Annotated in this window: 21 protein-coding genes and 1 other RNA gene; 8 read left to right on the top strand and 14 right to left on the bottom strand. The window is 74.3% G+C overall.

The features are described 5' to 3' along the window. Positions 1-123: 123 nt before the first annotated feature. The 4 genes from EV189_RS08975 to EV189_RS08990 are packed head-to-tail and all read left to right on the top strand — an operon-like array spanning position 124 to position 4,011. Entirely contained in the window at positions 124-1,443 is a 1,320-nt protein-coding gene (locus EV189_RS08975; protein ID WP_130492558.1) for a class-III pyridoxal-phosphate-dependent aminotransferase, read from the top strand. After that, positions 1,440-2,435: a phosphotransferase enzyme family protein gene (locus EV189_RS08980; protein ID WP_231116207.1), complete on the top strand. Its 996-nt coding sequence runs from the start codon at positions 1,440-1,442 to the stop codon at positions 2,433-2,435. Before EV189_RS08975 ends, EV189_RS08980 begins: the two co-directional genes overlap by 4 nt. 32 nt (positions 2,436-2,467) lie before the next feature. Continuing rightward, positions 2,468-3,256, top strand: coding sequence for a 3-oxoacyl-ACP reductase FabG (gene fabG, locus EV189_RS08985; RefSeq protein WP_130492559.1), 789 nt, complete (start codon positions 2,468-2,470; stop codon positions 3,254-3,256). Next, entirely contained in the window at positions 3,253-4,011 is a 759-nt protein-coding gene (locus EV189_RS08990; RefSeq protein ID WP_130492560.1) for a GntR family transcriptional regulator, read from the top strand. The genes fabG and EV189_RS08990 overlap by 4 nt, the downstream gene beginning before the upstream one ends. Positions 4,012-4,085: 74 nt before the next feature. On the opposite strand, the gene ssrA is transcribed toward EV189_RS08990, so the two are convergent. Beyond that, positions 4,086-4,463, bottom strand: a transfer-messenger RNA (tmRNA) gene (ssrA, locus tag EV189_RS08995). 245 nt (positions 4,464-4,708) lie between these two features. On the opposite strand from ssrA, the gene EV189_RS09000 reads away from it, so the two are divergent. After that, positions 4,709-6,577, top strand: a complete 1,869-nt coding sequence (locus EV189_RS09000) for a hypothetical protein (protein ID WP_130492561.1) — start codon at positions 4,709-4,711, stop codon at positions 6,575-6,577. Between the two features lie 3 nt (positions 6,578-6,580). Here EV189_RS09000 and EV189_RS09005 read toward each other — a convergent pair whose 3' ends face one another. The 3 genes from EV189_RS09005 to EV189_RS09015 form a co-directional block, all read right to left on the bottom strand. Beyond that, positions 6,581-7,687 (bottom strand): spore photoproduct lyase family protein, encoded by a 1,107-nt coding sequence (locus EV189_RS09005; protein WP_231116208.1) that lies wholly within the window; start codon positions 7,685-7,687, stop codon positions 6,581-6,583. 61 nt (positions 7,688-7,748) lie between these two features. Further along, a complete protein-coding gene (gene smpB, locus EV189_RS09010; RefSeq protein ID WP_130492563.1) occupies positions 7,749-8,237 on the bottom strand; it encodes an SsrA-binding protein SmpB in 489 nt (162 codons plus the stop codon). A gap of 14 nt (positions 8,238-8,251) precedes the next feature. After that, a complete protein-coding gene (locus tag EV189_RS09015) occupies positions 8,252-9,172 on the bottom strand; it encodes a LysR family transcriptional regulator (RefSeq protein WP_130492564.1) in 921 nt (306 codons plus the stop codon). Between the two features lie 71 nt (positions 9,173-9,243). Between EV189_RS09015 and EV189_RS09020 the strand changes: the two genes are divergently transcribed. Next, a complete protein-coding gene (locus EV189_RS09020) occupies positions 9,244-9,588 on the top strand; it encodes a nuclear transport factor 2 family protein (protein ID WP_130492565.1) in 345 nt (114 codons plus the stop codon). Here the strand turns inward: EV189_RS09020 and EV189_RS09025 are convergent. The 5 genes from EV189_RS09025 to ftsE all read right to left on the bottom strand — a co-directional run bounded on the left by EV189_RS09025 (position 9,577) and on the right by ftsE (position 14,752). Continuing rightward, complete coding sequence (locus EV189_RS09025; RefSeq protein WP_231116209.1) at positions 9,577-10,458, bottom strand: DUF72 domain-containing protein; 882 nt, start codon at positions 10,456-10,458, stop codon at positions 9,577-9,579. The genes EV189_RS09020 and EV189_RS09025 overlap by 12 nt on opposite strands. After that, on the bottom strand, positions 10,455-11,591 hold the full coding sequence (locus EV189_RS09030) for a S41 family peptidase (RefSeq protein ID WP_130492566.1): 1,137 nt from the start codon (positions 11,589-11,591) through the stop codon (positions 10,455-10,457). Before EV189_RS09030 ends, EV189_RS09025 begins: the two co-directional genes overlap by 4 nt. 58 nt (positions 11,592-11,649) lie before the next feature. Continuing rightward, positions 11,650-13,014, bottom strand: a complete 1,365-nt coding sequence (locus EV189_RS09035; RefSeq protein WP_130492567.1) for a M23 family metallopeptidase — start codon at positions 13,012-13,014, stop codon at positions 11,650-11,652. 126 nt (positions 13,015-13,140) lie between these two features. Continuing rightward, on the bottom strand, positions 13,141-14,046 hold the full coding sequence (gene ftsX, locus EV189_RS09040; protein ID WP_130492568.1) for a permease-like cell division protein FtsX: 906 nt from the start codon (positions 14,044-14,046) through the stop codon (positions 13,141-13,143). A 22-nt stretch (positions 14,047-14,068) separates the two neighbouring features. Further along, positions 14,069-14,752, bottom strand: a complete 684-nt coding sequence (gene ftsE / locus EV189_RS09045; protein ID WP_130492569.1) for a cell division ATP-binding protein FtsE — start codon at positions 14,750-14,752, stop codon at positions 14,069-14,071. A 206-nt stretch (positions 14,753-14,958) separates the two neighbouring features. Between ftsE and EV189_RS09050 the strand changes: the two genes are divergently transcribed. Further along, a complete protein-coding gene (locus EV189_RS09050; RefSeq protein WP_130492570.1) occupies positions 14,959-15,150 on the top strand; it encodes a hypothetical protein in 192 nt (63 codons plus the stop codon). A 26-nt stretch (positions 15,151-15,176) separates the two neighbouring features. On the opposite strand, the gene EV189_RS09055 is transcribed toward EV189_RS09050, so the two are convergent. After that, positions 15,177-15,857 carry a FadR/GntR family transcriptional regulator gene (locus EV189_RS09055; protein WP_130492571.1) on the bottom strand — a complete coding sequence of 227 codons (681 nt, stop codon included), beginning with the start codon at positions 15,855-15,857 and terminating at the stop codon, positions 15,177-15,179. Positions 15,858-15,935: 78 nt separating this feature from the next. Between EV189_RS09055 and EV189_RS09060 the strand changes: the two genes are divergently transcribed. Next, the gene (locus EV189_RS09060; protein ID WP_231116210.1) at positions 15,936-17,708 is read left to right on the top strand and encodes a 2-isopropylmalate synthase; all 1,773 of its coding nucleotides are present in this window, start codon (positions 15,936-15,938) and stop codon (positions 17,706-17,708) included. On the opposite strand, the gene prfB is transcribed toward EV189_RS09060, so the two are convergent. From prfB to EV189_RS09080, 4 genes are all read right to left on the bottom strand, one after another. Beyond that, a complete protein-coding gene (gene prfB / locus EV189_RS09065; protein WP_130492572.1) occupies positions 17,668-18,771 on the bottom strand; it encodes a peptide chain release factor 2 in 1,104 nt (367 codons plus the stop codon). The genes EV189_RS09060 and prfB overlap by 41 nt on opposite strands. Before the next feature lie 41 nt (positions 18,772-18,812). Continuing rightward, positions 18,813-19,334: a flavin reductase family protein gene (locus EV189_RS09070; RefSeq protein WP_130492573.1), complete on the bottom strand. Its 522-nt coding sequence runs from the start codon at positions 19,332-19,334 to the stop codon at positions 18,813-18,815. A gap of 17 nt (positions 19,335-19,351) precedes the next feature. Next, entirely contained in the window at positions 19,352-20,161 is an 810-nt protein-coding gene (locus tag EV189_RS09075; RefSeq protein WP_130492574.1) for an SDR family oxidoreductase, read from the bottom strand. A gap of 78 nt (positions 20,162-20,239) precedes the next feature. After that, positions 20,240-21,853, bottom strand: coding sequence for a methyl-accepting chemotaxis protein (locus EV189_RS09080; protein WP_130492575.1), 1,614 nt, complete (start codon positions 21,851-21,853; stop codon positions 20,240-20,242). Between the last annotated feature and the right edge of the window lie 12 nt (positions 21,854-21,865).

The raw sequence follows: 21,865 nt of genomic DNA on the forward strand, positions 1-21,865 counted from the left end.
CCTGTTGCGTTGCAGGGGATGCTGGCAAGCGCGAGCGGATGCCACAAGGAGTCCGGCCCAGCCTTTTCACGCCTTTTACATCCGCCGCCCGAACCGGAAACACGGCGCTCCTGGAGTGGCACCATGACGACCGACACCAGCCTGCCGCGGCAGCCCCAGCCCGGCGGCGCACCGGGACTGCCGGCCCTGCCCACGGGCAAGGCCGAGGTGCTCGAGCTCTCCGAGAGGTACTGGAACCCGGGCAAGACGCGGTTCTGGACCGAGTCCGGGGTGCCGCTCGTGATCGGGGAGCGCGCCGGCTACCTGCTCACGGACATGGACGGCCACCAGCTCGTCGACATGCACCTCAACGGCGGCACCTACAACCTGGGCCACCGCAACCCCGAGCTCGTCGCGACGCTCGTGGAGGCGCTGGGGCGCTTCGACATCGGCAACCACCACTTCGCGTCGGTGGCCCGCGCCGCCCTGGCCGAGGCGCTGGTCGCCACCGCGCCGCCCGGCCTGCGCCACGTGGCGTACGGCAGCGGCGGCGGCGAGGCCATCGACATCGCGCTCAAGAGCGCGCGCTACGCGACCGGCCGCCGGAAGATCGTCTCCGTGGTCAAGGGCTACCACGGGCACACCGGTCTCGCCGTCGCCACGGGGGACGCCCGCTACGCCGAGATCTTCCTCGCCGACCGACCGGACGAGTTCGTGCAGGTGCCCTTCAACGACCTCGAGGCCATGGGGACGGCGCTGGCCGGAGGCGACGTGGCGGCCGTGATCCTCGAGACGATCCCGGCGACGTACGGGTTCCCCATGCCGATGCCGGGATACCTCGCTGCCGTCAAGGAGCTCTGCGAGCAGCACGGGACCCTCTACATCGCCGACGAGGTCCAGACGGGGCTGATGCGCACCGGCGAGCTGTGGGCCATCGCGAAGCACGGCGTCGTGCCCGACGTGCTGGTGACCGCGAAGGGGCTGTCGGGCGGACTGTACCCCGTCTCGGCCGTGCTGCTCGGTGAACGCGCCGGGGGCTGGCTGGAGGAGGACGGCTTCGCGCACATCTCGACCTTCGGCGGCGCCGAGCTCGGCTGCGTGGTCGCTCTCCGGACCCTCGAGATGACGCTGCGCCCCAGCACGTCCGACCGGGTGGCGGCGCTGACCCGGCTGTTCGCCGACCGGCTCGCGCTGCTGCAGGAGGCCCACCCGGACTGGCTCGTCGAGGTGCGCCAGGACGGGCTCGTCATGGGGCTCGTCTTCGCCACGCCCGAGGGCGCGAAGCCGGTGATGCGCGAGCTCTACGAGCACGGCGTCTGGGCGATCTTCTCCTCCCTCGACCCCCGGGTGCTCCAGTGGAAGCCGGGGCTGCTGCTGGACGACGCCACCGCGCACGAGGTCCTCGACCGGCTGGTGGCCGCCGTCGCGACCACGGCAGCAGCCGCCCGGGGAGCGGCGTCGTGAGCGCCGGGCTCGCCGGACCCGTGGGGCTCGACGCGGCAGCGGCGGTCGAGGCGCTCGACGCGTACGGGCTGGCGGGCAGCGCGGTCGAGCTCATCAGCATCTCGGAGAACGCGACCTGGCTGGTCCGCCCACCCGGCGCGGAACCGCTGGTGCTGCGACTGAACCGCCCCGGCTACCACAGCCGCGCCGCCATCGAGAGCGAGCTGGCCTGGGTCTCGTCGCTGCGGCGGGAGGGCGTCGTGCGTACGCCGCCGGTCGTGCCGACCGTCGACGGCAGCCTGGTCGCTGCGCTGCCGGGGCGTCCCGGGCAGCACGCGGTCCTCTTCGCGCACGTGCGCGGCAGCCACCCCGACGAGTCCGCGCTGCTCCCGGCGTTCCCGGGGCTCGGTGCCCTCACCGCACGGCTCCACGAGCACGCCCGGCGGTGGCAGCGCCCTGCGGGGTTCGAGCGGTTCCGCTGGGACGAGCGGACGTCGCTCGGCCCGGACGGGCACTGGGGCCGCTGGCAGGACGGCCTCGGCGTCGGGGAGGCGGAGGCGGAGGTCCTGGGTGCAGCGGCCGACCTGGCGAGCGACCGGCTGCGCAGGTTCGGCGACGCCGCAGGCACCTTCGGCCTCGTGCACGCCGACATGCGCCTCGCCAACCTGCTCGTCGACGACGGTGAGGTCACCGTCATCGACTTCGACGACTGCGGCTTCAGCTGGTACCTCTACGACCTCGCCGCCTCGCTGTCCTTCATCGAGCACCTGCCCGAGGCACCGGCCCTGGTCGACGCGTGGGTCCAGGGCTACCGCACGGAGGCGCCGCTGAGCGCGGAGGAGGAGCGGCTGCTGCCCTCCCTGGTCGTGCTGCGCCGGATCCTGCTCGTCGCGTGGATCGGCTCGCACCGGGAGACGGAGCAGGCGGCGGCGATGGGGACGGCCTTCACCGCGGACAGCTGCACGCTGGCCGAGCGCTACCTCGCCACCGCCGGGCGGACGCCGTGGCGGTGAGCGGGACCCCGACGACCCACGAGGAGGGCGGCATGTTCGACGTCACCGGCATCTCGGTGGTGGTCACGGGAGGGACCCGCGGCATCGGCCGCGGCATCGCGGCGGTCTTCGCCCGGGGCGGGGCGCAGGTGCTCGTGACGGGCCGCGACGCCGAGCGCGGCAAGCTCGCCGCCGAGGACCTCTCGGCCCTGGCGGAGCAGGCGGGGCGCGGCGGGTCCGTCGCGTTCGTGGAGGCCGACGTCGTGTCGGCCGGCGCCGCGGAGGAGGTGGCCGAGCGGGCGGTGGAGCTGCACGGCGGCATCGACGTCCTCTGCGCCAACGCGGGGATCTTCCCCGAGGCACCGCTCGCCACGATGACCGAGGCCGACATGGACCTGGTCTGGGCGACCAACGTCAAGGGCACCATGCTCGCCGTCCGCGCCTGCCTCCCCGCGCTCGCCGCCAGCAGGCGCGGCCGGATCGTGCTCACCTCCTCGATCACCGGGCCGATCACCGGGTTCCCCGGATGGGCGCACTACGGCGCGAGCAAGGCGGCGCAGCTGGGCTGGATGCGCACGGCCGCCGTGGAGCTCGCGCCCCAGGGCATCACCGTGAACGCCGTGCTGCCCGGCAACATCGCGACCGAGGGGCTCGCCGCGATGGGTCCCGACTACATCGCCGCTACGGAGGCCGTCATCCCCGTGCACCGGCTCGGCTCGGTCGAGGACATCGGCTCCGCGGCTCTCTTCTTCGCCTCGCGGGAGGCGGCGTACGTGACGGGGCAGGCGCTGGTCGTCGACGGCGGCCAGGTCCTCCCCGAGTCCCCCGCCGCGGTCGCGTGACCGACGTCCCGCGCCCCCGGCTCGGCGCCACGGCCGAGGACGTGCGCCGCCACCTGCTGGCGCTCGCGGCGGGACCGCAGGGCGGCCCCGGCGCCCGGCTCGGTGGGGAGCGGGAGCTCGCCGTCCGGCTCGCCTGCAGCCGCTCGACGCTGCGCGACGCGCTGGCCGCGCTCGAGGACGAGGGCGTCGTCCGCCGCGTCCCCGGTCGCCGGGGCGGGACGTTCGTCGCCGCCCCCCGGGTGCAGCGCGACCTCGCCCGCCTGCGGGGCGTGCCGGCGATGCTGGCGGAGCAGGGCTTCGCGGCCACGACGACGGTCCTCGGCGTCCGCCTCGTGCCCGGACCGCTGCGGACCTGCGAGGAGCTGGGCCTCCCGCCCGGCTCCCTCGTGACCGAGGTCCTCCGGCTGCGCGCCGCGGACGGGGTGCCGCTGTCGGTCGAGCGGGCCGAGCTCCCGGCCGCGCGGTTCCCCGGCCTCGCGGAGCGCCGGCTCGACGGGTCGGTGTACGCCCTGCTGGCCGAGGCGTACGGGCTGCGGCTGGGTGCCGCGACCGAGCGGATCACCGCGGTCGCGGCGTCCCCGCACGACGCGGCGGCCCTGCAGGTCGAGGTCGGGAGCCCGCTGCTGGCCGTCACGCGGACCACGGTCGACGCCGACGGCGTGCCGTTCGAGCACGCGCACGACCTGTTCCGGGGCGACCGGGTCGAGCTGCTCGTCGCGACGCCCGCGGAGCGGGCGACGCTGACGGCGGTCTGACGTCGGTCTGAGCTGGCACAGACGCACAGGACCCGCTGGACGGGTCGTCCAGCGGGTCCTGTGGTCGTGCTGCGGGGTGGAGGTGGCGGGAATCGAACCCGCGTCCTTCGCCGTGGTGCCAGGGCTTCTCCGGGTGCATCTCGTGGAGCGATTTTCTCGGCCCCGGCCGGTGCACGAGCACACCTGCCGACGGGCCCAGCCGCTGTGAGATGTCCCGTCAGATCCCGCGACCGGACCTGACGGTGAGCCCTCTAGATGATGCGAGGCACCGGAGCGAGAGCATCTCCGGGCTCACAAGGTCAACTGCTCTGCTTAGGCAGCGAGAGCGAGCTGAGCCTGGGTGCTGTTTGTATTGGCACCTATTGGTTGCCGTGGATGGTTAACGAGATCATCACGGCTTCCTCGACCCGCTTCCCCTGACTCGACGTACGAAGTCGAGACCGTTCACCCCCTGTGCAGTTGTCAAGCAGTGGGGCGAGCCCCACGGTCGTGCAACGCCCGAGTCTAGCGGGCGATTCCCTCCCGCGGCACCTCCTCCCCCGGGCGGCCCAGCGCGTACCCCGGGCGGCGCAGCGGCCGGCGGGCCCGTCACCCGGTCGGGTCTGAGAAGACGATGAGAGCCGGACCGAGACCTTCCATGAGCGCCGGATGAGAGACCGCCGGGGCTCGCAGGGAGCCACCTCGTCCGGGAGTCCAGTTGAGCAGCATCGCCCGCCGTGCCGCAGCCGCCGCTGCCACTGGCCTGACCGGTGCCGTCGCGCTCGCGGTGACCCTCACGGGCGTCCCCTCCGCGCTCGGCGCGACCACCGGCACCGCGAGCCTCGGCGCCCTGCGCGCCTCGACCGAGGTCGCCGTCGCGGCCCACGGCGTCAACAAGGAGGGCTACGAGGGCGACGAGGCCCCCGCGGGCGTGGACGTGCACCAGGAGGTCTCCACCGCGCAGCTCGTCGAGGCGGCGGACAGCGTGCAGGACCCGGCGGCGACCGGGACGAGCGGGACGCGCACGGGCATCGGCTGCTCGGGCGACGGCACCAGCGGCAACCGCGTCCAGGCGGTCTACGTCGGCGTCGCCGGCCAGAACGACCGCTACGACGCGGTCGTCGGGGCCCTGCGCGCCTACACCGCGGGCGTCGACGGGGTCTACCTCGCGAGCGCGATGGAGCACGGCGGGCGCCGCCAGATCCGCTGGGTGCACGACAGCAGCTGCCAGGTCGTCGTCGACCACGTGGTGCTGAACCCCTCGGACGTGGCGTCGTTCGGCGCCGAGCGCAGCGCGCTGGTGGCCAAGGGCTACGACCGCGGCGACCGCAAGTACCTGCTCTACACCGACGCCGCCGTCCTCTGCGGCGTGGCGAACGTCTTCACCGACACGAGCCCGCTGCAGAGCAACGCCAACAACGGCGGCTACGCGCAGTACGCTCGGGTGGACGCCCCCTGCTGGGCGCCCCAGGACCACAGCGTCGAGGCGCACGAGCTGACCCACACCCTCGGCGCGGTGCTGAGCTTCGCCCCGCACGCGACGGCGAACGGCCACTGCACCGACGAGTCCGACGTCATGTGCTACGTCGACGGCTCGGGCGTCGTCATGACCCAGTCGTGCCCGACCACGCACGAGAAGCTGCTCGACTGCGGCGGCGACGACTACTTCAACACCAACCCCGCCCCGGGCAGCGCGCTCGCCACGAACTGGAACGCCGCGAACTCGTCGTTCCTCTTCGACCCGCCCGCGCCCACCGCCACGCTGTCCTACGACGGCAGCGCCGCGGTGCTCGCGCCGAGCGTGCCGAGCGGCCAGGGCTGGCGCGTCGACTGGACCGCGCCGGGCTGCACGCCGGCGACGGCCACGACGACCTCGCCCGGCGGTGCGCGGCTGGCGGTGAGCTGCCCCTCCGGCGGCACCGTGACCGCGACGCTCACCCAGCAGGACGGGCGTACGGCGCAGGCCTCCACCGCGGCGTCCGCGTCCGGCACCCCGGCCCCGGCGTCGAGCGCGGCCCCCACGCCGACGCCCGGCGCGACCGCGAACCCCGGCCCGAGCGTCGCCCCGACCGCTCCCGCCACCACCCCGGTGGCGACGCTGGCCCTCGGCCTGACGACCGTGACGCCGAAGACCGTCGCCGGCACCCGCGTGGTGCTGACCGGCACGGCCACGACCGGCACCGCGCCGGCGGCCGGGACCCGGGTCGCGCTGCAGCGCAAGCAGGGCACGGGCTGGACGACCCTCGGCTGGGCGCGCACCAGCGCCCAGGGCACGGTCTCGCTGACCGTCGCGCCGGTGGCCACCACCGCGTACCGGCTGGCGGCGGGGACGACGACCAGCGCGGCGCTCACCGTGACGGTGACGCCCAAGGTCCAGGTCTCGGCCAGCGGGCTGACGGTCAAGGGCGCGGTCCGCCCGGCCGCCAAGGGCACGCGGGTCGCGCTGGTCCAGCACGGCCGCGCGGTCGCCACGACCCGCACCGACGCCGCCGGCCGCTTCGTGCTCACGGCGCCGCGCTCGGGCAGCGGCTACGCCGTCACGGTCGCCGCGCAGCCGATCGCCCAGCTCGCCCTCAGCGCGCGCTGAGCCTCAGAACGCGTAGCGGACGCGCAGCCACGGCGTCTCCTGCTCGATGAGCTCGAGCAGCTGCGCGACGTAGCGGCCCTTCTCGCCGGTGCGGTAGCGGACGTTGAGCCCGCCGCTCTCCGAGCGCTTGGGCTGCTGGAGGTCGGGGCGCCAGAGCAGCTCCTCGGCCTTCGGGTGCCAGCCGAGGTTGACCTCGTGCAGCCGGTCGTTGTGGGTCAGGAAGATGACCTCCGCCGCGAGCTGCGCCTGGCTCGCCGCCGAGGTGCCGTCGGCGAGCTGGCGCAGCAGGGTGCGCCACTCGTCGAGCCAGGCGTCCTTGACGATGACCGGGCTGAGGTTGACATGGACCTCGTAGCCCGCGGCCACGAAGTCGTCGATGGCGGCGATGCGCTCGGACACCTTGCTGGTGCGGATGTCCACGACGCGGCTCACGTCCTCGGGCATGAGCGAGAAGCGGATGCGCGTACGCCCCTGCGGCTCCCAGCCGAGCAGGTCGCGGTTGACGTACTTCGTCGCGAAGCTCGCCTTCGCCGTCGGCAGGGCGCGGAACGTGTCGACCAGGTCGCGCACGTTGTCGCTCACCGTCGCGTCGAGCGAGCAGTCGGAGCTCTCGCCGATGTCGTAGACCCAGGCGTGCGGGTCGGTCTGGCTGGGCTCGGCCTTGAGGCCCTGCCGCCCCACGTGGCGGGTGAGGTAGCCGCAGATCTGCTCGATGTTGGTGAAGACCGTGATGGGGTTGCTGTAGCCCTTGCGCCGCGGGACGTAGCAGTAGGCGCACGCCATGGCGCAGCCGTTGGCCGTCGACGGCGCGATGAAGTCGCTGCTGCGGCCGTTCGGCCGCGCCGTCAACGACTTCTTGACGCCGAGGACGAGCGCCTCGGTCTTGATCCGCACCCAGCGCGCGACGTTGGCCTCGTCGCCGTGGAGCTCGGGGATCTGCCAGTGGCTGGCCACCTCGACGACCTCGGCGTCTGGCCAGCGGCTCAGCACCTGGCGGCCGCGCTCGGACGCGGCTGCCGCGGGCTCGGCGTAGATGCGGCGGACGTCGAGCAGGGAGGTCGTGTGCCGCACGGGTGCGGGCTCGGGCGCGCCGAGGGTCAGCTGGGTCATCGTCGGCTCAGGCATCACCCTGGTCAACGCCTCCCGGCCCCCGGGCATGCCCGCGGGCGGGTCAGCCCTCGACCGAGCGCTGGCGCCGGCGCGCCGCCGAGACGGCCCGGTCGGCCTCGCGCTTGCTCTGCTTCTCCATGAGGGTCTGGCGCTTGTCGTAGGCACGCTTGCCGCGGGCGAGCGCGATCTCGACCTTGGCCTTGCCGTCCTTGAAGTACAGCGAGAGCGGCACGATCGTGATGCCGGACTCCTTGGTCTTGCCGATGAGCTTGACGATCTCGAGCTTGTGCAGGAGCAGCTTGCGCGGGCGGCGGGGCGCGTGGTTGGTCCAGGTGCCCTGGGAGTACTCCGGGATGTGCACGTTGAGCAGCCAGGCCTCGCCGTCGCGGATCTCCGCGAAGCCGTCCACGAGCGACGCCCGGCCGGCGCGCAGCGCCTTGACCTCGGTCCCGGTCAGGACGAGACCCGCCTCGAAGGTGTCCTCGAGGGCGTAGTCGTGCCGCGCCTTCTTGTTCTGCGCGATGAGCTTGCGCCCTTGCTCCTTGACCATGACGATCGCCGACTCTACTGCGCCGGGCGCCGGTCCCGCTCACCGTGCGCGGCCGCGGGACGCAGCACCGCGGCCAGCAGGGCGCGCGCCGCGGGCGAGGGCGTACGCCGTCGCGGGTCCCGCCATGCCAGCGCCAGCCGCGACCGGACGGCCGGGGCGAGCGACAGCCCGTGCAGCCCCTCGCCGAGCGGGGTCCGCACGACGGTCTCGGGGACGACGGCGGGCCCGAGACCGGCGCGGGCGAGCTCGACCACGCTCGCGACGGTGCCCGCCTCGAAGGCGACCCGCAGCCGTACGCCGGCGCGTCCGGCCGCCGCGTCGAGCGCGTCGCGGGCGCCGGCTCCGGGCGGGAAGCCGACCAGCGACCGCTCGGCGAGCTCCTCCAGCCGCACCCGCCTACGGCGGGCCCACGGGTCGTCCGGGGGGACCGCGACCGCGAGCCGGTCGTCGAGCTGCGTACGGACCACGACTGCGGCCGGGGGGTCGCCCGCCAGCGCGACGAGCGCCAGGTCGACGCCACCGTCGGCGAGCCCGGCCAGCAGCGGGGCGGACTCGTCCTCGACGAGGCGGACGTCGATGCCCGGGTGGCGTGAGCGGAAGGCCGCGATGCTGGCGGCCAGGCTCCCGAGCGGGACGCCGCGCACGGTCCCGATCGTCACAGCACCGCGCACGAGCCCGCGGGCTTCCGCGCCGGCAGTGCGGACGTCGTCGAAGGCCTGCAGCACACCTCGGGCCCGCTCGACGACGAGCTCGCCCACCGGGGTCAACGCGACGCCCCGGGCGTCGCGGTCGAAGATGCGCTCCCCCAGCTCCTTCTCGAGCAGGGCCACCTGCGCGCTGATGCCGGGCTGAGCGACGTGCAGGCGCCGCGCGGCCCGGGTGAAGCTGGCGTCGTCGGCGACGGCCACGACGTACTCCAGCTGACGACGTTCCATCACTCCACCTTATGGCAGCGAGCACAGCCAGGTGTTGGACTGCTGACTCTGTCCGCTGCCACGATCGAGGCATGGACACCACACCGACCCAGGTCGCGACGGCGTACTTCGAGCACTGGCAGGGTCGCGACGCCGAGGGCCTGGCCCCGCTGTTCGCCGACGACGTCGAGTTCACCGGCCCGATGGGGACGGCGCACGGGCCCGAGGAGTGCGTGCGCGGCCTGCTCGGCGTCCGCGGGATCGTCGACTCCATCGAGGTCGTGCACCGCTGGGTCGACGGGCCGGACGTGCTGACGTGGTTCGAGTTCCACCGCGCCGGCGCCGACCCGCTGCCGGTCACCAACTGGTCGCACGTGGAGGACGGCGCGATCACGCGCATCCGCGTCGCCTTCGACCCGCGCCCGCTACTCGGCTGAGGCCCTCCGCGGGCGCGGCGTCCACGCGGGCGGTTCGTGCTCCCAGGCGATCCCGAGCCGCTGGGCCAGGCCCAGCGCGTCGAAGGGGGCGCGCACCTTGACGTCGTTGTCGAAGTACGCGTAGGTGTCGAGCCCGGCCGCGCGCCACGCGCTGATCCGCTCCGCCCACGCGTCGAGCGCGGGCGCGTCGTAGCCGCTGACGTAGAGCTCCTCGGAGCCGTGCAGCCGGCAGTAGACGAACCCGCTCGTCACCTCGAGGAGGTACGGCCACTTCCCTGCCGTGTCGGCCACGACCAGGCCGATGTCGTGGTCGCGCAGCAGGCGCGGCAGCTCCGGCGTCGTGAAGGACGCGTGGCGCACCTCGAGCGCGTGGCGCAGCGGCCGGTCGGCATCGGCCACGGTGAGGGCGCGGTCCGTCAGCCGCTCGCCGTGCCGCTCCGCGAGGGCCGCCGCCTGAACGGTGGTGCGCGGCAGCAGGTCGAAGAACGCCGCGAGGCGACCCGCGTCGTAGCCCAGCGTGGGCGGCAGCTGCCAGAGCACCGGCCCGAGCTTCTCCTGCAGCGCGAGCACGCCGGAGGCGAAGAAGTTGGCCAGCGGCTCCTCGACGCCCGCGAGCTTCTTCATGTGGGTGATGAACCGCGGGCCCTTGACGCTGAAGACGAAGTCCTCGGGCGTCGCGGCGCGCCAGGCGGCGTACGACGACGGCGTCTGCAGCGAGTAGAACGAGCCGTTGATCTCGATCGAGCTCAGCCGCGAGGCCGCGAAGGGCAGCTCGAGGCGGTGGGGCATCTGCGGCGGGTAGAACACGCCGCGCCACGGCGCGTAGGTCCAGCCGCTGATGCCGACCCGTGCCCCGCCGTACGCGCTCACCGGGGCAGCGAGGCCCGCAGCCCGAGCAGCACCGTCGCCGCCCGCCGCTCCGCGACCGTGGCCGGCGCGTCCGCCGCCACCTGGACGTCGGGGGCGATGCCGACGCCGTCGAGGTCGCGGCCGAGCGGCGTGCGGTAGTGCCCGACCGTCAGCTCGACGGCGGCGCCGTCGGGCAGCGGGAAGGTCTCCTGCACCGAGCCCTTGCCGTAGGTGCGGCTGCCCACCACCACGCCGCGCCCCCGGTCCTGCAGGGCGCCGACGACGACCTCCGCCGCCGACGCCGTGCCCCCGTCGACGAGCACGACGAGCGGCGTGGTCGTGTCCGGCGTCCCCACCGCCGTGAGGGTCTGCGCCGGCTGGTCGCGCCGGTCATAGCTCACGACCGCGCCGCCGTGCAGGAAGATCGAGGCGACCTCCACGCCCTCGTCGAGCAGGCCCCCAGGGTTGCCGCGCAGGTCGAGCACGACGCCCTGCGCGTGCGGCTCGGCGGCGAGCACCGCGCGCACCTCGCGCCCCGTGCCGCGCGTGAAGGACTCGACCCGGACCAGCAGGGCTCCGCCGGCCAGCCGCCGGCTGCTCACCGGGCGCTCCCCCACCTCGACGCGCTCGAGCGAGAGGTGCAGCGCGCGGCCGCCGCGGCGCAGCCGCACGTCGACCGAGGTCCCGGCCGCCCCGCGCAGGAGGTCCGCGGCCTGCGGCACCGAGACGGGGACAGCTCCCGCGACCGAGGCGACGACGTCCCCCGGGCGCACACCCGCCCGCGCCGCGGGGGAACCGCCGGTCACGCTCGCGACCACCAGGTGGCGGCTGGACTCGCGCAGCCACAGCCCGACGCTCGTGAACCGCCCCTCGACGGCCGCGGCCTGCGCCTGCGCGTCGGCCGGCGGGTAGTAGCGCGCCCAGCGGTCGTGGAGCGCGGAGAGCATCCCCGTGACGGCGGCCTGCTGCAGCTCCTCCGCCGTCACCGGCTCCGCCGCGCTCGCGCTGATCCGGGCGGCCGCCGCGGCGAGGCTGGAGTCGGGGCGCACGGGGTCGGCGCTCCCGCCGCGCGGCGTCGCCAGGCCGGCGGCGTACGCGGTGAGCAGCCCCGCGCCCGCGGCGAGCGCGAGGACGAGGCGGCGCGTCGACGCCATGGGGAAGGAGTCTAGGCCGTGGTCCCGCCCGGCCGCCGGGGTCACGGCGGCGGTGGCGTCAGAGCCAGCCCGACTGCGGGTCCACGGCCTTGCCGTTGACGTAGACCATGAAGTGGACGTGGCAGCCGGTGGCGTAGCCGGTCTGGCCGGTGTAGCCGATGACCTGGCCGCGGCTGACGTGCTGCCCGACCGACACCGCGAACCGCTCCTGGTGGCTGTAGCTCGTCGTCAGCGACACCCCGTTGACGACGCCGTGGTCGATCGCGAGCTGGTTGCCGTAGCCCGTGAGGTTCTGCGCCCAGATGACGGTGCCGTCGGCCGAGGCGTGGATGGGGGTGCCGCAGGCGGCGCCGAAGTCCGTGCCGTCGTGCAGCTTCCACACGTGGAGCACGGGGTGGAACCGCATGCCGAACGGCGAGGTGACCGGGCCGTTGACCGGCGGCGAGAAGTAGCCGGCGCCCTGCACCGGCGCGGAGCCACCGCCGCTCGAGCCGCCGCTGGACCCGCTGTCGGAGCCACCACCCGACCCGCCCGACCCGCCCGAGCCGCCGCCGGAGGACCCGCCGGGCGGCGTCTCCAGCGCCCGCCGGCGCGCTGCGGCACGCGCCGCGGCGGCCCGCTTGGCCGCCAGTGCGCGCAGCTGGGCCGAGAGGTGGGCGGAGACCGCCTCCTGGGCGGCGAGGCGCTGGGCCTCCTGCGCCTTGCGGCTGGACAGCGACTGCTCGGTGGAGGCGGCCTGCGCCGCGGCGCCCTGGGCCGCGCTGCGCGCGTCGGAGGCGGCGGACTCCGCGGCGTCGAGGGTGACGACCTCGGCCGCGGCCTGCTCCTGCAGCCCGGCGATGATCTGCCGCTTCTGCCGCACGGCCGCCTGCTTCGCGGCGAGGTCCGCGCGCAGCACCTGCAGCTGGCGGACCGCCCCGCCCTGGGAGCGCAGCGCGCCGCGGACGAGGGCCATCCGGTCGGCCAGCTCGCTCGGGCTCGAGGAGTCGAGGAACAGGTCGAGCGACGAGCCGGAGGAGCCCTGGCGGTAGGCCTGCCGGACGAGCTCGTCGACGTCGCGCTGGCCGGCCGCGAGCTGGTCCTGGGCGCTGCTCACGTCGGACTCGGCCGCGTCCTGGTCGTCCTGGGCGGCGGCCAGCCGCGCGGTGAGCTGCGCCTCCTTCCGCTGCGCCGAGGCGAGCGCGTCCTCGGCCGCGCTCTCCCGCTGCCGCGCCGCGACGAGCGCCGCCTGCGCCTGCTGGTTGGCGACGACGGCCTTCGCCAGGTCCGCGGCCGTGTCCGCGAGGTCGCCGCGCAGCCGGTCGGCCGCAGCGTCCGAGGCGCGCTTCTGCGACCCCAGGTCGTCCGCGGCTTCGGCGGAGGCGAGCGCGCTCGAGGCGACGACGAGCGCCGTCACAGCGGCGAGGAGCGGACGCAGGCGCACGAAGGGGGCACTCCGACGGTGTGGCCGGACCTGAGCGGGCCGGGGCGGGCACTTCCCCGCCATTGCACCAGGGCCGCCGCGCCGCGCCAGGCCGCCACGCCGTACGCCGGGCTGTGAGTCGGCGCCTCAGACGCGCAGGTGCCGCCGCAGCGTCACGAGCGCGGCGAACGCGGACAGGGCCACCCCGACCACGACGACCCAGGGCACGACGGACCAGACGTCCGCCCAGCCGATGAAGGGCACCACCTGGATCTTGCGCGCCGCCTGGTCGAGCACGATGAACTTCTCGAACGCCACGACGGAGCCGACGGTGAGCGCGGCACCGAGCAGGCCCGCCAGCGCCGCCTCGAGGAGGAACGGCAGCTGGATGTAGAAGTTCGACGCGCCGACGAGCCGCATGATCGCGGTCTCCCGCCGGCGGTTGTACGCCGCGACGCGGATGGTGTTGGAGATGAGCAGCGCCGCGGAGAGCACGGTCGCGCCGGCCACGAGGAACGCCCCCGCCTGCAGCCGGCCGAGGATGTCGAACAGCTTCTGGAAGACCGCCCTGCTGTCGCTCACCTCCTCGATCCCCGGCGAGCCCGCGAACTTCGACTGGATGACGTCGAGCTGCTCGGGGTCGACGAGCTTGACGCGGAACGACTCGGGCAGCGCCTCCGGGTCGGTGTTCTCGCTGATGGGGTTGTCCTTGAACATCGCCTTGAAGCGCTTGTACGCCGCGCCCCGGTCCTCGAAGTAGACGGCCTTCACCTCGGGCATCGCCTTCAGCTCGGCCGAGATCGCGTCGCGCTGCGCCGGGGTGACCTCCCCCTGCGCGCAGCCCGCGGCCGAGTCGTCCTTGGTGCACAGGTAGATCGAGACCTCGACCTTGTCGTACCAGTAGCCCTTCATCGTGCTGACCTGCTGGCTGAACAGCAGCCCGGCGGCGAAGAAGCCGAGGGCGACCCAGGTCGTGATGACGACCGAGACGGTCATGGTGAAGTTGCGACGCAGGCCGAGCAGGACGTCGGAGGCGATGACGCGCAAGCGCACGGGGGGAGGTCTCCTCTTGCTCTCAGTAGCCGTAGACGCCGCGGGACTGGTCGCGCACGACCTGCCCCTCGTCGAGCTCCACGACCCGCTTGCGCATCTGGTCGACGATGTCGTTGTCGTGCGTGGCCATGACCACCGTCGTGCCCGTGCGGTTGATCCGGTCGAGCAGCCGCATGATGCCGACGCTCGTGCTCGGGTCGAGGTTGCCCGTCGGCTCGTCCGCCAGCAGGATCGTCGGGCGGTTGACGAACGCCCGGGCGATCGCGACGCGCTGCTGCTCGCCGCCCGAGAGCTCGTCGGGCATGCGGTCGCCCTTGCCCTGCAGCCCGACCAGCTCCAGCACCTCGGGCACGACGGCGCGCACGACCGAGCGCGGCTTCCCGATCACCTCGAGGGCGAACGCGACGTTCTGCGAGACGGTCTTGCCCGGCAGCAGGCGGAAGTCCTGGAACACCACGCCGATCTGCCGGCGCAGCGCGGGGACCTTCCAGGCCGGCAGGCGGCTGACGTCGCGGCCGGCGACGTAGACCGCGCCGGCCGTCGCCCTCTCCTCCTTCAGCACCAGGCGCAGGAACGTCGACTTGCCCGACCCCGAGGGGCCGACGAGGAAGACGAACTCGCCCTTGCCGATCTCCACGTCGACCGCGCCCAGGGCCGGGCGGTTCGTACGCGGGTAGGACATGGTGACGGCGTCGAAGCGGATCACGGACCGACCAGGGGCTCGGGGACGGGGCGCGCGCCAGTCTAGGTGGGCTCCCTGCACGTTCCCTGGATGTCGGGCTGGACGCCGGGCGGGGAGCCGACTGAGGTGCAGGACACCCCGGATGCGGGCACGCTGGGCTTCAGCGGGACGTTGGTCTGGTCGATAGGGCAGCGACAGAGCAGTGCCGACAGGGTCGAGGAGGGGTCGCGGTGGCGCAGTTCGACGGCCGGGCGCGCCCGGTGTGCGCGGCCTGTGGAGGTCCTGCGGACGAGGGGCGCTGCTCCACGTGCCGGCCGTTCCGCAACCGGCCGCCGGAGGACCACGGCCGCGGACCCGCGCTGCTCGCCCTCGCCGCCGCCCTGCTCGTGACCTGGGTCGGTCTGCTGCTCCTCGCGCACTAGCCGCTCACGACGCGCCCACGGGCCGCTCACGCCGCGGGGACGCCGCCGGCCCTCCTGGCGAGCGCCACCAGGTGCCCGCGCGCCGCGCGGGCCGCCCCCTCCGCGTCCCCCTGCCGCACGCGCTCGACGATGCGGGCGTGCAGGTCGTGCTCGGCGGGCGGGTCGGCCTCCCCCTGCAGGCGCAGGTAGTCGAGCATCGCCGTGCGCACGCGCTCGCGCAGCAGGTCGACGAGCTCGAGGAGCAGCGGGTTGCCCGCGGCCGCCACGACCGCCCGGTGGAACGCGAGGTCGGCGTCGACGTACGCCTCGGCCGGTCCGCCGACCGCCGCCGCCCGCTCGGCCAGCGCCGCGTCGAGCGCGGCGAGGTCCTCCTCCGTGCGCCGCTCGGCGGCGAGCCGGGCGCCCTCGACCTCGAGCGCCTCCCGCGCCTCGACGACCTCGACGACCTCCGCGCGCCGCAGCGCCTCGCCCCAGCCGGAGCGGGCCGCTGCCCGGACGTACGTGCCCGCGCCCTGCCGCGACTCGACCATCCCGGCGCCGGCGAGCACGCGGACGGCCTCCCGGACGGTCGAGCGCCCGACGCCGAGCTCCTCGGCGAGCTGCGCCTCACCCGGCAGCCTGTCGCCCACCGCCCAGCGCCCCGCGCGGATGCCGTCCGCGACGGCGGCGGCGGCCTGCTCGGCGAGGGGAGCGCGCTGGAGGGGCATGCGTCCATCCTGGCGACCTCCCGCTCGTCGGACAACTCCACTTGTCAGACAACCTGATGTGTCGCTAGCGTCCCAGCCATGACGACGACCGCCCCCTGGTGGGACCGCCAGCTCCCGTCCGGGATGCCCTCGCACCGCTACCGCGCCGTCCACGACCGGGTCGCGCTCCCGTCCGGGCCCCGCAGCTGGCCGGACGCCCGGCTGACCGCGGCTCCGCTCTGGGTGCCGGTGGACCTGCGCGACGGCAACCAGGCGCTGCCCGAGCCGATGGACCCGGAGCGCAAGCGGCGGATGTTCGAGCTGCTGGTCGCCATGGGCTACAAGGAGGTCGAGGTCGGCTACCCGAGCGCCTCGCAGACCGACTTCGACTTCGTCCGCCTGCTGGCCGGGAGCGAGCTGGCGCCGCCCGACGTCACGGTCTCCGTCTTCACCGCCGCGCGGCGCGACCTGGTCGAGCGGACGGTCGAGTCCGTGCGCGGGCTGCGGGGCGACGTCCTCATCCACCTCTACGTCGCGACCGCCCCGCTGTGGCGGCGGCTGGTGCTGCGCCGCTCGCGCCAGGAGGTCCTCGAGCTGGTGCTGGCCGGGGCGCGCGACGTCCTCGAGCTCGCCGGCGACCTGCCGCGCGCGCGGTTCCAGTTCTCCCCGGAGGTCTTCAACCTCACCGAGCCCGAGTTCGCGCTCGAGGTCTGCGACCGGGTGACCGCGCTGTGGGAGGCGAGCACCGACCGCCCGGTGGTGCTCAACCTGCCGGTGACGGTGGAGGCGGCGACGCCCAACGTCTACGCCGACCAGATCGAGTGGATGCACCGCTCACTCGCGCGGCGCGAGGCGGTCATCCTCTCCGTCCACCCGCACAACGACCGCGGGACCGGTGTCGCGTGCGCGGAGCTCGCCCTGCTCGCCGGGGCCCAGCGCGTCGAGGGCTGCGTGTTCGGCAACGGCGAGCGGACCGGCAACGTCGACCTCGCGACCCTGGCGCTGAACCTCCACGCCCAGGGCGTGGACCCGCGCGTCGACTTCTCCGACATCGACGCCGTCCGCCGGACGGTCGAGGAGTGCACGGGCATCGCGGTGCACGAGCGGCACCCGTACGTCGGCTCGCTCGTGCACTCGGCGTTCTCCGGGACCCACCAGGACGCCATCGCCAAGGGGTTCGCGGCGCTGCGCGAGGAGGCGCGCGCCGCCGGCGTCGACCCGCGCGAGCTGGCGTGGGAGGTGCCGTACCTCCCGGTCGACCCGGCCGACCTGGGCCGCTCGTACGACGCCGTCGTGCGCGTGAACAGCCAGTCGGGCAAGGGCGGCGCGGCCTACCTCCTGCGCGGGGCGACGGGCATCGAGCTGCCGCGCGCCATGCAGGTCGACTACGCCCGCCACGTCCAGCGGCTCGCGGACGACGAGGGCGGCGAGGTGGACGGCGAGCGGCTCGCCCGCCTGCTCCACGAGGTGTACGCCCCCGAGGGCGGCGGCGTCGTGCTCCACGGCTGGCACGACGAGCACCCGCTCGACGGGGCGGCGAGCGTGACGGTCGACCTCGCGGTCGAGGGGGAGCGGCGTACGCGGGCGTTCCCCGGCGCCGGGCCGGTCGAGGCGCTCGTGCTCGCCCTCGCAGAGCGGGGTGTCGCGCTGGAGGTGCGCTCGCTGGCGCAGCAGTCGCTGGGCGCCGGCAGCGCCGCCCGCGCCGTGAGCTTCCTGGAGTACGCCGCGGCCGGGACCGCGGGCTGGGCGCTCGGGCTGGACTCCTCGACGACGGGCGCGAACCTCGCCGCCGTGGTGTCGGCAGCCCGACGGCTCGTGCTCGGGCGGGCAGCTAGCCCTGCGACTTGCGCCAGCGGATCCCGGCTTCGATGAGACCGTCGATGTCGCCGTCGAGGACGGACTGGGTGTTGCCCGTCTCGTACTCCGTGCGCAGGTCCTTCACCATCTGGTACGGGTGCAGCACGTAGGAGCGCATCTGGTTGCCCCACGAGCCGGACGAGTCGCCCTTGAGCGCGTCCATCCGGGCCTGCTCCTCCTGCCGGCGGCGCTCGAGCAGCTTGGCCTGCAGGACCGCCATGGCCGAGGCGCGGTTCTGGATCTGCGAGCGCTCGTTCTGGCAGCTCACGACGATGCCGGTCGGCAGGTGGGTGAGCCGCACGGCGCTGTCGGTCGTGTTGACGCCCTGGCCACCGGGCCCGCTCGAGCGGAAGACGTCGACGCGGATGTCGTCGTCGGGGATCTCGATGTGGTCGTCGGTCTCGACCTGCGGCAGCACCTCGACGCCGGCGAAGCTGGTCTGGCGGCGGCCCTGGTTGTCGAACGGCGAGATGCGCACGAGCCGGTGGGTGCCCTGCTCGACGCTCAGCGTGCCGTAGGCGTACGGCGCCCCCACGCGGAACGTCGCCGACTTGATGCCGGCCTCCTCCGCGTAGGAGGTGTCGAGCACATCGACCTTGAAGTCGTGGCGCTCGGCCCAGCGGAGGTACATCCGCATGAGCATCTCGGCGAAGTCCGCGGCGTCGACCCCGCCGGCCTCCGCGCGCACCGTCACGAGCGCCTCGCGCGAGTCGTACTCGCCGTTGAGCAGGGTCTGCACCTCGAGGGCCTCGATGTCGCCCTGGAGGCGGGCGAGCTCGGCCTGCGCCTCCTCGCGGGTGCCCTCGTCGTCCTCGCCCTCGGCGAGCTCCCAGAGCACGGCGAGGTCGTCGAGGCGGGAGCGGTAGCCCTCCACCTTGCGCAGGCTGCCCTGCAGGTGGGCGAGCTTCGAGGTCACCTTCTGCGCCTCGTCCGGGTCGTTCCACAGGTCGGGGGCGCCCGACTGGTCCTCGAGGTCCTTGACCTGCGCGCGCAGCGCCGGCAGGTCGAGGACCGTCTCGACGCTGGTCAGCGTCGTGTCGAGGGACTTGAGCTCGTCGGAGAAGTCGGGACCGGCCACGAGGGACAAGGGTACGGCGCGCGCGGGCCCCGCACGTCCGGCTAGACCTCCAGCGCGGTGTGCTCGCCCAGCCCGTGGTAGCGGCGGTCGTGGTAGACGAGCGGCGCAGCCTCCGGGTCGACCCGCGCGGCGGTCACCCGACCGAGGACCAGCCAGTGGTCGCCGACGCGCACCCGCTCGTCCGTCGCGCAGCGAAGCCACGAGGCCGCGTCGAGCAGCGCGGGCTCCCCCGTCGTCAGCCGCACCCACCGGGTCGGGGGCGCGAACCGGTCGATCCCGCGGGTCGCGAAGTGCTGGGCGAGCTCGGGGTGGTCCTGGCCGAGCAGGTTGACGACGAAGCTGCCGGCCCGGGAGAGCGCGGGCCACGCGGACGCGCTCTCGGCGATGGCCAGCGAGACCATCGGCGGGTCGAGGCTCACGGAGACGAGCGAGGTCGCCGTCAGGCCGGCCGGCCCGGCGCCCGCGTCGGCGGTGACGACGACGACGCCCGCCGGGTGGCGGCGGAACGCCGCCCGGAAGTCCTCGGGGGTGGCCGGTCCCAGCGCGATCTCCTGCTGCTCCACCCCCCGATCCTGCCTCCTCAGGGCGCGAGGAGCGAGCGCACGCCCCGCAGCGGGGTGCGCAGCGCGGCCGCGGTGCGCGTCGCGTCGAGCCGCACGTCGAGCGGGCCGGGGCGGTCGGCGGCGGTACGGGCGCGGACCGGCAGCAGCCCGGGGTCGAGCCCGTCGCGGACTGCGAGCAGCCGGCCGAGCTCGGCCCGGCTGACCGCGTCCGGGCCGGCGAGGTGCGCGACGCCGCTCCTCGGCTCGCGGGCCAGCTCGAGGAGGGCGGCCGCGAGGTCGGCGACGTGCACGGGGCAGCGGACCTCGTCGGTGAACAGCGCCCCGGTCGCGGCGCCGGTGGCCAGGCGGCGGACGAAGCCCTCGAACGGCGAGCCGCCGAGCACGAGCGAGGTGCGCGCCACCACGGCGCGTGGCGCGATCGCGCGGACCGCGGTCTCGGCGGCGGCCTTCGCCGCACCGTACGGCGAGACGGGGTCGGGCAGCGCGTCCTCGGCGTACGTCACCGCGGCACCGGAGAACACCACGTCGCTGGAGACGTGGACGAGCGGGCGGCTCCCGACCGCGAGGGCGACGTGCGCGGCGCCGTCAGCCGTCGTCGCCCAGTCGTCCACCCGGTACGCCGTGCTCACCACCGCGTCCGGGTCCACCTCGGCGACCAGGGAGGCGACACCGGCACGCTCGCGGACGTCGAGCCGGTGCCAGTCGACGGAGGGGTCGCCTGGACCAGCCGCGCACGCCGTGGCGCTGACCCGGTCGCCCGCGGCGAGGGCCTGCGCGACGAGCTCGCGGCCCACCAGGCCCGAGCCGCCGATCACGAGCAGGTGCATGGCGACATCCGACCACAGCGCACGACGACAGCGGGCCCGGACGCCGTGGGGCGTCCGGGCCCGCTGGGGGCAGGTCGGTCAGGCGCGGAAGTGCGCCACCAGGGCCTGGAGCTCGTGCGCCATGAGGCTGAGCTCGGCGACGGCGTCCTTCGACTGCGAGACACCGACGCTGGTCACTCGCGAGGACTCGGCGAGCTGGGCGATGGTGCCGGCGATGCCGCCCGCGCCCTCCGCCGCCGCCGCGACGCTGCGGTTCATCTCGTTGGTGGTCGCCGTCTGCTCCTCGACCGCCGTGGCGATCGTGGTCTGGAAGTCGTTGATCTGCGAGATGACCGAGCTGATCTCGCTGATCGCGGACACGGCGCCCTCGGTGTCGGCCTGGATGGCCAGCACGCGCTTGCTGATGTCCTCGGTCGCCCGCGCGGTCTCCTGAGCGAGCTCCTTGACCTCGTTGGCGACGACCGCGAAGCCCTTGCCGGACTCCCCGGCGCGCGCCGCCTCGATGGTGGCGTTGAGCGCGAGCAGGTTGGTCTGCTCGGCGATCGAGGTGATGACCTTGACGACCTCGGCGATCTCCGTGGAGGACTCGCCGAGCTTGCCGACCTGCGCCGTCGTGGACTCGGCGATGGTGACGGCACGACCGGCGACGCGGGCGGCCTCGTTGGCGTTGTGGGCGATCTCGCTGATGGACAGGCCCATCTCCTCCGCGCCGGTGGCGACGGTCTGCACGTTGACCGACACCTGCTGCGCGGACTGGGCGACGAGCTCGGCCTGGCGCGAGGAGTCCTCGACCGAGCCGGTCATCGAGACGGAGTTCGAGGACATCTCCTCGGCGGCGGCGGCCACGGCCGTGGCGGACGCGGTCACCGAGCGGACGACCTCGCGGACGCCGTGCAGCGCCTTGTCGAGCGCGGTGGCCATCTGGCCGACCTCGTCCTTGGAGGTGACGTCGGCGGACACGGTCAGGTCGCCCTTGGCCATGGCGTCGAGCGCCTTGACCACGCGCTGCAGGGGCTTCTTGATCGAGCTGACCACGATGAAGGACAGCAGGACCACGATGAGGGCGCAGATGCCGGCCACGCCGTACAGCAGGTGGGTGGCGTTGGCACGCTCGGACGCGGCGGAGGCGTTGGCGCCGGCGATGACCTTCGCGAACTCCGTGCGCTCGTTGCGGAGCACCGCGCTGACGAGGTAGTTGTCCACGCCGATCTGCTCCCACCCGAGCCGGGCGGTCGCCGGGTCGGCACCGGCGTTCGTGATGAACGTCGTGATGGTCTTCACGTAGTCGGAGTAGACCGCGTTGAGGTTGTCCAGGCTCTTCTCCTGCGCCTTCGGCAGGTGCTGGGACTGCAGCTGCTGCAGGAGCTTCGTGCTCTCGTCGACCTGCTGCTGGAGCAGCGGGAGCTGGTCGGAGGGCTTGGTGCGGGCGATCGCCTGCAGGCCGTTGTTCTTGAGCTCGCTGGCGAGGCGGTCGAGCTGGAGGACCTCGGCGCTCGCGGCGTTGAGGTGCGTGAGCTTGGTGGCGTTGGCCGACGCGGTCGCGCTGGTCCGCGCGCTCACGCCGATGCAGGTCAGCAGGGCGAGCAGACTGACGCCGGCGAGGGCGATCAGCTTGACGCCGACGGGACGGTCAGCGACCACGCGCAGAGCGCGGTGCTGGACGCCGCTGGTGCGGAGTGCCTGGGTGGTCATGGTTGTCGTCGC

The sequence above is a fragment of the Motilibacter rhizosphaerae genome (genome assembly GCF_004216915.1).
GTDB classification, from domain to species: domain Bacteria; phylum Actinomycetota; class Actinomycetes; order Motilibacterales; family Motilibacteraceae; genus Motilibacter; species Motilibacter rhizosphaerae.